Source organism: Xanthobacter sediminis (assembly GCF_043195015.1).
Classification (GTDB): domain Bacteria; phylum Pseudomonadota; class Alphaproteobacteria; order Rhizobiales; family Xanthobacteraceae; genus Xanthobacter.
The window spans coordinates 244,723-258,395 of sequence record NZ_JBAFWH010000001.1; the positions used below are offsets into that span (position 1 = coordinate 244,723).

Here is a 13,673-nt window from a genome sequence, read left to right on the forward strand (position 1 = left end):
GTGGAATATCTTGTTTGGGATATGACGCGGCAGCGCTTTCCGTGCGACACAGGAGACGCATTAAGCGGAGAAAGGTGCAGGACGCCCCGTCACTTGCCGCATCGCGGCGATGTCAGGATTGAGATGAAGACGTCATGAAATGTGCGGTAGCATGAATAGTCATCGTGAAGTGCAGCCGCCAGAACAATGCCCCTGTGCACGGGGCGGGCGCGCGCTTCCTGGCGTTTAGTGTCCCAAGTTCTCTCGCTCGCGGATGAGGCGGTGCTCGCGGCTGAGGTTTCGTTGACGGCTTCGTCGTGCGCGAGGATGGCGGGAGTGCGTCGCGCTCTGTGGAGCGCGGGCAGCGGAACTGCCGTTGCCGGAAATCGGGGCGGTGCCTCCGGGGCGAGTGGTGCTCCCTTTCCGAAATCATCGAGCACGTAGAGATACGGGCTTGACCGGCAAGAGTTGTGGTTTCAGTTGTGCTTCTGCGAGAGTGCAACGCATCACGGGTGCTGGCAGTCTGGCTTGCGCGCGTGGGCATCGGCCGGGTCGAGCTGAGCGAGGTATCCATGAGCAGCGAATCCACCACCTCCACCCCGTCGCCGTTCCTTGATCCGCGCGCCTGGGGCGCGGCCCCGTTGCCATGGGCGAAGGTCCTCGGGGCGAGCCCAGCCGCCGCTTCCGCAGCGGGTGCATCCCCCTGGTGGCCCGCCGCGGGTGCGGCAGGTGGCCCGCTCGGCGAGTATCTGCTGGATTCCTGGCAGCGCTCGGTGCTGTTCCTGGACCTCCTGCGCCAGCGCGGCAACGAGCAGGAGGAGATCACCTCCCGTCCGCAGGCGACCGTGCTCACCTTCGGGCATGAGGTGCTGGTGAGCGGGCGCGCCCTGCCGCGGCCCATCAATTACGCGCTGTCGCGCATCGTGCCGCCGGCCGGCGTGGAGGTGGACCCGCGCAAGCGCCCGGTGGTGGTGGTGGACCCGCGGGCCGGGCAGGGGCCCGGCATCGGCGGCTTCAAGACCGAGAGCGAGATCGGCGAGGCGCTGCGCAACGGACACCCGGTCTATTTCATCGGCTTTGCGGCGCAGCCGGAGCCGGGGCAGACCTTCCTCGACGTGGTGGAAGGGCAGGTCTCCTTCTTCGAGCGCATCGTGGAGATGCACCCGGAGGCGCCGCGCCCCTTCGCCATCGGCAACTGCCAGGCCGGCTACCAGACGCTGATGGTGGCCATGCTGCGGCCGGACCTGTTCGGCCCCTGCATGGTGGCGGGCTCGCCCATATCCTACTGGCAGGGCGTGCACGGCAAGAACCCCATGCGCTATTCCGGCGGCCTGCTGGGCGGCTCCTGGCTCACCGCTTTGGTCAGCGACCTCGGCAAGGGCAAGTTCGACGGCACCTGGCTGATCCTGAACTTCGATAACCTGAACCCCGCCAACTGGCTGTGGGGCAAGCAATACGACGTCTATTCCAGCATCGACACCGGCGGCGCGCGCTATCTCGAGTTCGAGAAGTGGTGGGGCGACTTCATCACCCTCAACGGTGACGAGATCCAGTTCCTGGTGGACGAGCTGTTCATCGGCGACAAGCTCACCCGCAACGAGGTGCGCTCCACCGGCGGCGAGGTGTTCGACCTGCGCAACATCGCCTCGCCGGTGATCGTGTTCACCTCCGAGGGCGACAACATCTCCCCCCCGCCGCAGACGCTGGGCTGGATCCTCGATCTCTACAAGGACGTGGACGACATCCGCGCCGAGGGGCGCACCATCGTCTACTGCATGAACCAGAAGGTGGGGCATCTCGCCATCTTCGTGTCCTCCAAGGTGGGCGCGAAGGAAGATGAGGAGATGGTCCGCCTGATGGACCTCATCGACTGCCTGCCGCCCGGCCTCTACGAGCTGGTGATCGAGCCCGCCACCGAGGCCGAGCTGAAGGCCGAGGGTGCGGAGGGCAAGACCCCCTGGCACAGCTGCTTCGAGGCACGCTCGCTCGACGACATCCGCGCCTACGGTCGCAACAGCGTGGAGGATGACCGCGCCTTCGCCGCCGTGCGCCGGCTCTCGGAGATCAACCACTCCCTCTACCGTACCTTCCTTCAGCCCACGGTGCGCGCGCTCGCCACGCCTCAGCTCGCCGAGCTGATGTTCAAGGCGAACCCGCTGCGGACGAGCTACACCGTTTTCGCGGATACCAACCCCTTCATGAAGGGGGTGGCCAAGGCGGCGGAGGAGGTGGCCAAGACGCGCAGGGCGGCGGCGCCCACCAACCCCTTCCTGGTGGCGGAGAAGCTCATCTCCGACCAGATCAACACCAGCCTCGATGCCTTCCGCGACGCGCGCGACCAGTGGGTGGAGAAGGCCTTCTTCGCCATCTACGGCTCGCCGGTGCTGCAGGGCGTGCTGGGCCTCAACATCGACGAGAAGGTGCGCCAGCTCCCCGCCAACAGCCCGCAGAAGGAGGCCTTCCGCGCCCGCAGGATCGAGGAGTTCCGCGCGCGCACGGCCGAAGGCGGCTTCAATGCGGCGCTGGTGCGCGCGGCGCTCTACGTCATCTCTGCGATCCGCACCATGGACGAGAACGTGGCGCGTTCCCTGAACGATGCCAGGAAGCGCCTGACACAGCTCTCCCTGGAGGAGTTCAAAGCCCTCGTCCGCGAGCAGTTCTACATCCTGCTGCTGGAGCGGGAGGCGGCGGTGGAGGCGATCGCCGGCATGGTTAGCGATCCCGCGCAGCGCCAGGAGCTGACCAATGTGGTGGCGGCCATCGCCGCTGCCGATGGCTCCTACACGCTCGCGGAGCGGCAGCGGGTGGAGCGGCTCGCCGCTCTCCTCTCCGTGGCGGTGCCCAAGGCCCCGGCGCTGACCCTCGCGGCCGACAACGCCGCGCCGGACAGCATCCGACAGATCGGCTCCGCCACCCACTGAGGGCGCGGGCGGCGCGCGGGGAAGCCCCTCCGCGCGCCCCGCGCTTGCCGATCCTCCGGCTTCAGTCGGCCCAGGCCTTTCTTCACGCGTGCCGGCACCGGCCCCGCGGGAGGGCGATCCGGGTGCCTCCTCCTCGCCTGCCCGCCGAAGGGTTGGCACCGCATTTCCGTTTCTACCTTCCAGCACGGAGGACGCGTTCGATGCCGATCATCGCGAACCGCCTGTTCGAGGACATCAAGCCGGGCGATGCCGCCTCGGCCGAGCGCACCGTGCGGGCGGGGGATCTTCGCGCCTGGGCCAGCGCTTTCGGCGACGCCGGGCTGGTGGCCGGCGCGGGCGCGGGGCAGGCGGCGGCCGGGGTCGCCGCATCGCTGTTCGCTGCGCTGGTGGGCTCGGCCCTGCCTGGGCCGGGCGCATCTATCCGGTCGAGCACGGTCGATGTCGCCGGCCCCCTGCCCACGGACGTGCCGCTCACCGTTGCCCTCACCGTGCGCGAGACGCGGGCGGGCGAGCGTGCCCTGGTGCTCGACGGCCGCCTCTCCGGACCGGGCGGAAGCCTCGTCGCCACGGCGCAGATCACGGTTTCGACCCCCGCCACGGCGGTGAAGGTGGATGTGCCGGAGCATCGCCTGGAGGGGCTGCTGGAGCGCTGCCGGGGCCTGAAGCCTATGCCCACCGCGGTGGTGCATCCCCTGAGCCTCGACGCCATCGAGGGCGCGCTCGACGCGGCGGCCGCGGGCCTCATCCTGCCGGTCCTGTTCGGGCCGGAGGCGGAGATCCGTCGCATCGCGGCGGTGGGCGGGCTCGACCTCTCGGGCGCGCGCATCGTCTCCACGGCGAACGAGGAGGAATCCGCCGCCAAGGCCGCCGCGGCCGCCGGGGCGGGGGAGGTGGGAGCGCTCATGAAGGGCAGCCTCCACACCGACGTGCTGCTGCATGCGGTAGTGCAGAAGGAGGCGGGCCTGCGCACCGGCCGGCTGCTGAGCCATTGCGCCATGATGTCGGTGCCCACCTATGCCCGCCGGGTGGTGGTGACGGATGTCGCCCTCAACATCGCGCCCGACACCGACCAGAAGCGGGACATCTGCCAGAACGCCATCGGCTTCGCGCGGGCGCTGGGGGTGGAGACGCCCAAGGTGGCGGTGCTGGCGGCGGTGGAGATGGTGCGCACCAGGATGGCCGCCACCCTCGATGGCGCCATCCTCGCCAAGATGGCCGACCGGCGGCAGATCGTGGGCGGCATCGTCGACGGGCCGCTCGACCTCGACGCGGCGGTGGACGCCGAGGCGGCGAAGGTGAAGCACATCGTCTCGCCCGTGGCCGGCGCGGCGGACGTGCTGCTGGTGCCGAACATCGAGGCCGGCAACATGGTCTACAAGAACCTCGCCTTCATGTCGGATGCCCAGACCGCCGGCCTGGTGGTGGGCGCGCGGGTGCCGGTGATGCTGACGAGCCGCGCCGACAGCGCCGCCGCGCGGCGCTTCTCCGCCGCCGCCGCCGTGCTCTACGCCGATGCGCTGAAGCGCGAGCCCGACGCGATCCTTCCCGTCACCGCCGACTGACCCCCGCCCGCGCGCCGGCGGCGCTCAGGGCGCCGAAGCCGAGACAGGAGCAGACAGAGCCATGACCGACGCCATTCTCGTGGTGAACTCCGGGTCCACCAGCCTCAAGTTCGCGGCCTACACTGCCGATGCGTCGGTGACCCTGCTGTGCCGCGGCGTGGTGGACGGCATGGCCACCGATCCGCACTTCGTCGCCAAGCAGCCAGACGGCAAGCCCATCGACGCCCATGAGTGGGGCGAGGGGCAGGTGCTGCACCACAGGGATGCGCTCAACTACATCATCACATGGCTGGAGCAGCACGAAGCGAACATCAAGGTGGTCTCCGCCGGCCACCGCGTGGTGCTGGGCGGCACCCGCTTCGACGGGCCGGCGCGCATCACCCCCGAGGTGCTCGACTATCTGGACGGGCTCGCGGTGATGGAGCCTTCCCACCAAGCCTACAACGTGCGCGGGGCGCGGGCGATCGCGGAGGATTTCCCCGGCCTGCCCCAGGTGGCGGTGTTCGACACCTCCTTCCACCGCACCATGCCCGAGGTGGCGCAGGTCTATGCCTTGCCGAAGGCGGCCCGCGACACCGGCGTGCGCCACTGGGGCTACCATGGCATCTCCTATGACTACATCAGCCGGCAGGTGCCGAAGGTCGCGCCCGGCGCGCGGCGGGTGGTCGCCTGCCACCTCGGTGGCGGGGCCTCGGTCTGCGCCATGCTGGATGGCAGGAGCATCGAAACCTCCATGGCCTTCGCCGGCCTCACCGGCCTGCCCATGGCCACCCGCTCCGGCGACGTGCCGGCGGATGTGATCTTCTACCTGCTGCGCACCAAGGCCTACACCGGGGAGACCCTGGAAAAGGCGCTCTACGGCCAGTCCGGCCTCCTCGGCCTCTCCGGCACCAGCTCCGACATGAAGGTGCTGCAGGAGAGCGGGGATCCACAGGCAAAGCTGGCGGTGGATTATTTCGTCTACGCCCTCGTGAAGTTCATCGGCGCCTATACGGCGCTGCTGGGCGGGCTCGATGCCCTCGTGTTCACCGCCGGCATCGGCGAGAACTCCGCCGTGGTGCGCGCCAGGGTGCTGGAGCGCCTGGAGTGGCTGGGGCTGAAGCTCGACCCCGCCGCCAACGCCGCCAACGGCCCGCGCATCACCACCGCCGACAGCACGGCCGCAGCCTTCGTCATCCCCACGGATGAAGAACTCATGATCGCACGCCACACCCTGGCGCTTGTCCCCCACGTCTGAATGGCAGGCGGCCCGCGCCGGCGGGCCCGCCTCATGTCGCGTCCGCATTGCTGAAAGGAGCAGTCCACCGTGTCCTCTACCTCTTCCACCCCCAGCCAGGACGCCGCCGCCAAGGCCGGCCCCGACCTGGAGAAGATGCCGCTGGACCAGGTCTTCCGCACCCTGGGCGTGAAGACCGACATGGGCCTTTCCGCGCAGGAGGCGCAGAAGCGCCTCGAAACCTACGGGCCCAACGCCATCGTCGCCAAGGAGCGCAGCCTCATCTCGCGGCTGTTCGGCTATTTCTCCGGGCCCATCGCCTACATGATCGAGGCGGCGGCCATAGTCTCCGCCATCCTCGGCCACTGGCAGGATTTCACGGTCATCGCGGCGCTGCTCGTGTTCAATGCGGCGCTCGATTTCTGGCAGGACAGCAAGGCCTCCAACGCGCTGGCGGCGCTGAAGAAGGGCCTCGCGCCCGAGGCCACCGCCCTGCGCGACGGCAAGTGGGCGAACGTGGACGCGGCCAAGCTCGTGCCCGGCGATGTGGTGAAGGTGCGGCTCGGCGCGGTGGTGCCGGCGGACCTGCGCCTGTTTGGCGCCGGCTTCGCGGCCATCGACCAGTCCGCGCTCACCGGTGAATCCCTGCCGGTGGCGAAGAAGGAGGGCGACGGGGCCTATTCGGGCTCGGTGGTGAAGCAGGGCGAGATGGCGGGCGTCGTCATCGGCACCGGCGGCAACACCTTCTTCGGCCGCACCGCCAAGCTGGTGGCCGGCGCGGGCGCCGTGAGCCACGCCCAGAAGGCCATGTTCGACATCGGCAACTTCCTCATCGCGGTCGCGGTGGTGCTGGCGCTCATCCTGGTGGCCGCCGAGGTGTGGCAGAAGGCGGTGGTGGCGCAGGACTGGAAGTGGGACGACGCCCTGGGCATCCTCCAGTTCGTGCTCATCCTGCTGGTGGCCTCCATTCCGGTGGCCATGCCGGCGGTGTTCTCGGTCACCATGGCGCTGGGCGCGCTGGCGCTCTCCAAGCAGAAGGCCATCGTCTCACGCCTCGAATCCATCGAGGAGATGGCCGGCGTGGACGTGCTGTGCTCGGACAAGACGGGCACGCTGACCAAGAACCAGCTCAAGCTGGGCGAGCCCATTCTCATCGCCGCCACCGACGGGCAGGACGTGATCCTCGCCGGCGCCCTCGCCTCGCGGGCGGAGGACCACGACGCCATCGACACCGCCGTCATCGAGGGCCTGAAGGACCCGGCGGTGGTGAAGACCTACACCCAGACCGCCTTCGTGCCCTTCGATCCGGTGACCAAGCGCACTGAGGCGACCGTGAAGGACGCCAAGGGCAACCTCGTCAGCGTCGCCAAGGGCGCGCCGCAGGCCATCGTGGATCTTGCCAAGCCGGCCGCCGACATCGCCGCCAAGGTGAACGACACGGTGGCGGCGCTCGCCGCCAAGGGCAACCGCGCGCTGGCCGTCGCCCGTTCGGAGGACGGCGGCAAGACCTGGTCGCTGCTGGGCATCCTGCCCATGTTCGACCCCCCGCGCGACGACAGCCGCGCCACGCTGGAGGCGGTGGGCGTCAAGGGCGTCCGGGTGAAGATGATCACCGGCGACGACACCGCCATCGCCATCGAGACCGCCCGCCAGCTCGGCATGGGCACCAACATCCTCACCGCGTCCGACGTGTTCCCGAAGGACATGGACCCGGACCATGTGCCGGCCAGCATCTCCGACGCCATCGAGCGCGCGGACGGCTTCGCCCGCGTGTTCCCGGAGCACAAGTACGCCATCGTCAAATCGCTGCAGGCGCGCGGCCACATCGTCGCCATGACCGGCGACGGCGTGAACGACGCCCCCGCCCTGAAGCAGGCCGATTGCGGCACGGCGGTCTCGGGCGCCACCGATGCCGCGCGCGGCGCGGCCGCCCTCATCCTCACGGCGCCGGGCCTCTCGGTCATCAACAGCGCCATCGACGAGGCGCGCCGCATCTTCGGGCGCATCACCACCTACACCATCTACCGCGTGGCGCTGACCATGGACATCATGTTCCTGGTGGTGCTCTCGACCATCCTGCTCGGCTTCCAGCCGCTCACCGCGATCATGATCGTCATCATCTCTCTGCTCGACGACATCCCGATCATGACCATCGCCTACGACAACACGCCGGTGAGCCAGCAACCCATACGCTGGAAGATGCCACGCATCCTCTCGGTTTCGGCGGCGCTGGGCTTCTTCTCGGTGGTGCAGTCGTTCGGGCTGCTGCTGGCCGGCATGTGGGCCATCAACAGCGCCGCGGGGCAGGCCTACGGGCAGATGCTGGGCCTTGCCGACACCACCCACCTGCAGACGGTGATGTTCCTCCAGCTCGTCACCGGCGGCCACCTGCTGCTGTTCGTCACCCGCTCGGAGAAGTGGTTCTTCCTGCCGCCGTTCCCGGCGATGCCGCTGGTGGCGGCGCTGCTCTCCACCCAGGTGCTGGCCATGTTCATGTGCGCCTACGGCTGGTTCGTGCCGGCCATCTCGTGGGAAGCGGTCGGCGTCGTCATCGCCTATTGCGTGGTGTGGACGTTCATCCTGAGCGCGCTGCGCATCGTGGTGGAGCGGCTGGTCAGCCACCGCACCACCTCGCGCCTGCGGGCGATCCACTTCTTCACGCAGCGGCTGCGGGCCTGATGACGACAGCATTGACGTGAAGCCGGGGCGCCTTCCAATCCTCGCCTGAGGGAGAAGGCGTCCCTGAAGTCGTTGGAGCCAAGTCGGCCTCGTCCGGTTTCGCTGGCGGGGCCGTTTCCAGTGTCGCCCTCCGGTGCGGGGGGCGGCGTGTCACACAAAAGGAGAGCAGGATGGGCCTGCGCAAGAAGCTCGTCGTCGAACCCGGCACCCGCATTCGGCTGAAGGACGTGGACGCCGCCTTTCATGGCGACTACGCGTCCTCCGAGCACGCCAAGGAGGACCTTGCCAAGAACGTCGCGCGCCTCGCCGAGCTGCAGCAGAAGCTCTATGGCGAGAAGAAGCACGCGCTGCTGGTGGTGCTGCAGGGCATCGACGCCGCCGGCAAGGACGGCACCTGCTGGCATGTGATGGCCGCCATGAATCCGCAGGGCACCTATGTGCAGGGCTTCAAGCAGCCCACCGAGGAGGAGCGCCTGCACGACTTCCTGTGGCGGGTGCACCCCCACACGCCGGGCCTCGGCCAGGTGGGTGTGTTCAACCGCTCCCATTACGAGGACGTGCTGGTGGTGCGCGTGCACGATCTGGTGCCGCAGGAGGTCTGGTCCAAGCGCTACGACCTCATCAACGTTTTCGAGAAGATGCTGACCGACTCCGGCGTCACCATCCTCAAGTTCTTCCTCTACATTACGCCCGAGGAGCAGCTCGCCCGCTTTGCCCAGCGGTTGGATGATCCCGCGCGCCAGTGGAAGATCTCGGACGCCGACTACAAGGAGCGCGCCTTCTGGGACAAGTACACCGCGGCCTATGAGGACATGCTGGAGAAGTGCTCCACCAAACATGCGCCGTGGTACGTGATTCCTTCCAACCACAAGTGGTTCCGCAATCTCGCGGTCTCCAAGGTCATTGAGGAGACGCTGGACGAGATGAACCTGAAGCTGCCCGCGCCCACCGTGGATCTCGACCAGATCCGGCGGGAGTACCATCAGGCCGTCCAGGCGGAGAAGGGCAAGGCCTGAGGGCGGCGCCCGAGCGGGCGCCCGCTGCCGGAGCCGCATTTCCGGGCTCCGGCGAATCGTGAAACTGTCGGCCCGCCGCGAGCACCCGGCCGGGTGCGCACCCTCGGGTGCGCGCTTCGCCGGGGGCCCGGGCGGGCGTCTTTTGGTGCGGCCCGGAGCCGCCATCACCATTGGCGGGGCCTATGGGCATTACCCTTCTCATCTTCCTCGTGGTCTATGTGGCGATGGGCTTCGGCAAGCTGCCGGGGTTCAAGGTGGACCGCACGGGCGCCGCCATTGTCGGCGCGCTGGCCATGATGGTGGCCGGCAGCATCAGCGCGAAGGCGGCTTGGGATTCCATCGACTACAGCTCGGTGGGCATGCTGTTCGGGTTGATGGTGGTGTCGGCGGCGTTCGTGGTCTCCGGCTTCTATGGCTGGACCGCGCAGAAGGTGGCGATGCTGCCCGTCAGCGCCCCCGTGCTGCTGGCGGTGCTCATCGCGGTGGGCGGCCTGCTCTCGGCGGTGCTCACCAACGACGTGGTGGTGGTGGCCATGACGCCGCTGCTGGTCTCGGTCACGCTGGCGCGGGGGCTGAACCCGGTGCCGTTCCTGCTGGCCTTCTGCTTCGCCGCCAACACCGGCTCCTCCGGCACGCTGATCGGCAGCCCGCAGAACATGATCGCGGCGCAGCAGCTCGGCCTGTCGTTCAACGGCTTCCTGATGGTGGCGGCGGTGCCGGCGCTGCTCTCGCTGCCCCTGGTGTGGCTCGTCGTCGTGTGGCTCTACCGCGGGCGGTGGACGGCCCCGCAGCGGGAGGGGGAGCACCCCGTGGCCGCCACCCTTTCCGCGCCGTCCCTGGACAAGGCCGAGACGCTGAAGGCGGCGGTCGCCACCTTCCTGGTGGTGCTGGCGTTCGTGGTCAGCGACTGGCCGCGCGACCTGATCGCCCTCGGCGCGGCCGGCGTGCTCCTCATCAACCGGCAGATCGCGTCGAGCGACATGCTGAAGCATGTGGACGGCAACCTGCTGCTGCTCATCATGGGCCTGTTCGTGGTCAATGCGGCCATGGCCGCGACGGGCCTGCCGCAGACCCTGCTCGACGGCATGCGCGAGGCCGGCGTCAATCTCAACAATCCGCTCTCGCTGTTCCTCGTATCCGGGGTGCTCAGCAACATTGTGGGCAACAATCCGGCGGTGATGCTGCTGGTGCCGTTCCTGGATGCGGGGGGCAGTGCTGCTCGCGCCGACGCGCTCGGCGCGGCGCTGGCGCTGGGCACCGGCTTCTCCAGCAATCTCATCGTGTTCGGCAGCCTTGCCGGCATCATCGTGGTGGAGCAGGCGGCGGTCTGCGGCATCCGCATCTCGTTCGGCGAGTTCGCCCGCGCCGGCGTGCCGGTGGCTGTGGCGTGCATGGTGCTCGCGGCGGGCTGGATCATGCTCATCGGGATGTGACCCATCGTAATGATCCTGGATGGGATAGACGATGCGGGCTTCGCCGCGCTGGAAAGGCTCCAATTATTCTGTGATCCGCACGTTTGCGGCTGTGACTTTGCTGGATGTCAAATAAACGGTCATGTGCTTGTTTCATCATAGGTTGCATGCGCGGCTGACGACGCGCGACAACGGGGGTGGACATGTCTCAGACGGAAGTGGCCGCGGCGGCGGTCGCGGGAGCGCCGCCGCAGGCGCAATCGGGGGAGAAATCGTCCGGCAGTTCCGGGCCGCTGGACGCCGCGGCCATCGCGGCGAAATTCGCGGAGCTCGGCAGCTCGCCGCAGGGCCTCGCCGTGGACGAGGTGAAGGCGCGCCAGGAGAAATACGGGCCCAACGCCATCGCCGCCCATGAGGAGAGCCGGTGGCAGAAGCTGCTGGGCTATTTCTGGGGCCCCATCCCCTGGATGATCGAGGCCGCCGCGCTGCTCTCGCTGCTGCGGTTCGACTGGCCCGATTTCTCCGTTGTGATGGGCCTGCTGCTCTACAACGCCGTGGTCGGCTTCTGGCAGGACAGCAAGGCGGCGAGCGCCCTGGCCGCCCTCAAGAAGGGCCTCGCGCTCAAGGCCCGCGTGCTGCGCGGCGGCCAGTGGGCGACCGTGGACACCGCCGATCTGGTGCCCGGCGACGTGGTGAGCGTGGCCGGCGGCGACACCCTGCCGGCCGACGTGATCCTGACTGACGGCAAGTATCTCTCCGTGGACCAGGCGGCGCTGACGGGTGAATCCCTGCCCGTCTCCAAGCATGTGGGCGACAGCGGCTATTCCGGGTCGATCGTGCGCCAGGGCTCCATGACAGGCCTCGTCACCGCCACCGGCAACAACACCTTCTTCGGCCGCACCGCCAAGCTGGTGGCTGCCGCCGGCTCCAAGTCGCACGCCGAGAAGGCCGTGCTGCAGATGGGCGATTTCCTCATCGTGCTCTCGGTGATCCTCGCTCTGGTGCTGGTGCTCGCCCAGGTGCACCGCGACGTGGTCGCCGACGGACATTGGGAGTGGCAGCACGCCGGCTCCATCGTGCAGCTGGTGCTGGTGCTGCTGGTGGCCTCGGTGCCGGTGGCGACGCCGGCGGTGATGTCGGTCACCATGGCACTCGGCGCGCTGGCGCTGTCGAAGCGGCAGGCCATCGTCTCGCGCCTGTCGGCCATTGAGGAACTGGCGGGCGTGGACGTGCTGTGCTCGGACAAGACCGGCACGCTCACCATGAACCAGCTCACCCTGCAGGCGCCCATTCCCTGGGCAGGGGCGGCGCCGGACGAGCTGATCCTCGGGGCGGCGCTTGCCTCGCAGAAGCAGAGCGACGACGCCATCGACAAGGCGGTGCTGGCGGCGGTGAAGGACCCCAAGCTTCTCGACCAGTACAAGCCGGTGGACTTCACGCCCTTCGATCCGGTGAACAAGAAGACCGCAGCGACCGTCACCACGCCGGCCGGCGAGACCGTGCACTACGCCAAGGGCGCGCCGCAGGTGATCGCGGCCCTGTGCGGCTTCTCCCCTGAGAGCGCGAAGGATTACTTCGCCGCCGTGGACAATCTCGCCCGCAGCGGCACCCGCGCGCTCGGCGTCGCCCGCTCGCAGGACGGCCAGGCGTGGACGCTGCTCGGCCTCCTGCCCATGCTCGACCCTCCGCGCCCCGACGCGGCCGAGACCATCGCCCGCGCCAAGGCCCTGGGCGTGAGCGTGAAGATGGTGACCGGCGACGACGTGGCCATCGGCAGCGAGATCTCCCGCCAACTCGGCCTCGGTGACCGCCTGCTGGTGGCCAGCGATGTCTTCGGCCAGGATTCGAGCCCCGAGCACATCGCCATCGACGCCGCTCGCGCGGTGGAGGTGGCCGATGGCTTCGGTCGCGTGTTCCCCGAGCACAAGTTCCAGATCGTGAAGGCGCTGCAGGAGCGCGGCCACATCGTCGCCATGACCGGTGACGGCGTGAACGACGCGCCGGCGCTGAAGCAGGCGGACTGCGGCGTTGCGGTCTCCGGCGCCACCGATGCCGCCCGCAGCGCGGCGGCGCTCATCCTCACCGCGCCGGGCCTCTCCACCATCATCCACGCCATCATGGAGGCGCGGGCGATCTTCGAGCGGATCACGAGCTACATCTACTATCGCATCGCGATGACGCTCAACATCATGCTGGTCGTGGTGCTGACGTATCTCGTCTACAACTTCATGCCGCTGACCGCGATCATGATCGTCTTCCAGGCCCTTCTGGACGACATTCCCATCATGACCATCGCCTATGACAACGTGAAGGTGCAGGACAAGCCGGTGCGGTGGAACATGCACCGTATCATTTCCTTCTCCACCGTCATGGGCATCATGGCGCTGGTGCAGAGCTTCGGCATCGTGATGCTGGGCATGTTCTGGATGCACAGCCCCGAGCTGAGGGCCATCCTGCCCATGGACCAGTCCCATGTGCAGACCATGCTGTTCCTGCAGCTGGCGGCGGGCGGGCACCTGCTGTTCTTCGTCTCGCGCGTGCAGGGCACGCTGTTCCTGCCGCCCTATCCGAGCTGGCAGGTGCTGGCGGCGGTGATGGGCACGCAGGTGTTCGCCATCCTCATGTGCGCCTTTGGCTGGTTCATGCCGGCGCTGCCGTGGCTGCTGATCGGCGTGGTCTGGGCCTACTGCCTGGTGTGGATGCTCATCATGGACGTAGTGAAGCTGCTGTATTTCCGCATCGTCAATGCCCGCGACCGCGAGAGCAGCGTCATCGACGCCTCCATCGGCGCCATCGTGCCGGGCCGCTGAGGGCGCGCCGCAGGCAGGCGGCCGGCAGGCTGGAAAACGGAAAGGCCGGCGGGTTTCCCCGCCGGCCTTTCGCTTTTC

Annotated in this window: 7 protein-coding genes; all 7 read left to right on the forward strand. The window is 68.4% G+C overall.

What is annotated here, in order from left to right; translation table 11 throughout:
- Window positions 1-551 precede the first annotated feature (551 nt).
- Entirely contained in the window at window positions 552-2,900 is a 2,349-nt protein-coding gene (locus tag V5F61_RS00985; protein ID WP_393987009.1) for a DUF3141 domain-containing protein, read from the forward strand.
- 200 nt (window positions 2,901-3,100) lie between these two features.
- Window positions 3,101-4,462, forward strand: coding sequence for a bifunctional enoyl-CoA hydratase/phosphate acetyltransferase (locus V5F61_RS00990; protein ID WP_393987010.1), 1,362 nt, complete (start codon window positions 3,101-3,103; stop codon window positions 4,460-4,462).
- Window positions 4,463-4,523: 61 nt separating this feature from the next.
- The gene (locus V5F61_RS00995; protein ID WP_393987011.1) at window positions 4,524-5,699 is read left to right on the forward strand and encodes an acetate/propionate family kinase; all 1,176 of its coding nucleotides are present in this window, start codon (window positions 4,524-4,526) and stop codon (window positions 5,697-5,699) included.
- Window positions 5,700-5,768: 69 nt separating this feature from the next.
- Entirely contained in the window at window positions 5,769-8,357 is a 2,589-nt protein-coding gene (locus tag V5F61_RS01000; protein ID WP_393987012.1) for a plasma-membrane proton-efflux P-type ATPase, read from the forward strand.
- A gap of 170 nt (window positions 8,358-8,527) precedes the next feature.
- Window positions 8,528-9,373, forward strand: coding sequence for a polyphosphate kinase 2 family protein (locus tag V5F61_RS01005; protein ID WP_393987013.1), 846 nt, complete (start codon window positions 8,528-8,530; stop codon window positions 9,371-9,373).
- Window positions 9,374-9,555: 182 nt separating this feature from the next.
- A complete protein-coding gene (locus V5F61_RS01010) occupies window positions 9,556-10,806 on the forward strand; it encodes an ArsB/NhaD family transporter (protein ID WP_393987014.1) in 1,251 nt (416 codons plus the stop codon).
- Between the two features lie 182 nt (window positions 10,807-10,988).
- Window positions 10,989-13,595, forward strand: a complete 2,607-nt coding sequence (locus V5F61_RS01015; RefSeq protein ID WP_393987015.1) for a plasma-membrane proton-efflux P-type ATPase — start codon at window positions 10,989-10,991, stop codon at window positions 13,593-13,595.
- The last annotated feature ends 78 nt before the right edge of the window (window positions 13,596-13,673 follow it).

Coding starts and splice junctions, on each gene's coding strand:
- V5F61_RS00985 (WP_393987009.1), top strand. CDS start 552: ATGAGCAGCGAATCCACCACCTCCACCCCGTCGCCGTTCCTTGATCCG.
- V5F61_RS00990 (WP_393987010.1), top strand. CDS start 3,101: ATGCCGATCATCGCGAACCGCCTGTTCGAGGACATCAAGCCGGGCGAT.
- V5F61_RS00995 (WP_393987011.1), top strand. CDS start 4,524: ATGACCGACGCCATTCTCGTGGTGAACTCCGGGTCCACCAGCCTCAAG.
- V5F61_RS01005 (WP_393987013.1), top strand. CDS start 8,528: ATGGGCCTGCGCAAGAAGCTCGTCGTCGAACCCGGCACCCGCATTCGG.
- V5F61_RS01010 (WP_393987014.1), top strand. CDS start 9,556: ATGGGCATTACCCTTCTCATCTTCCTCGTGGTCTATGTGGCGATGGGC.
- V5F61_RS01015 (WP_393987015.1), top strand. CDS start 10,989: ATGTCTCAGACGGAAGTGGCCGCGGCGGCGGTCGCGGGAGCGCCGCCG.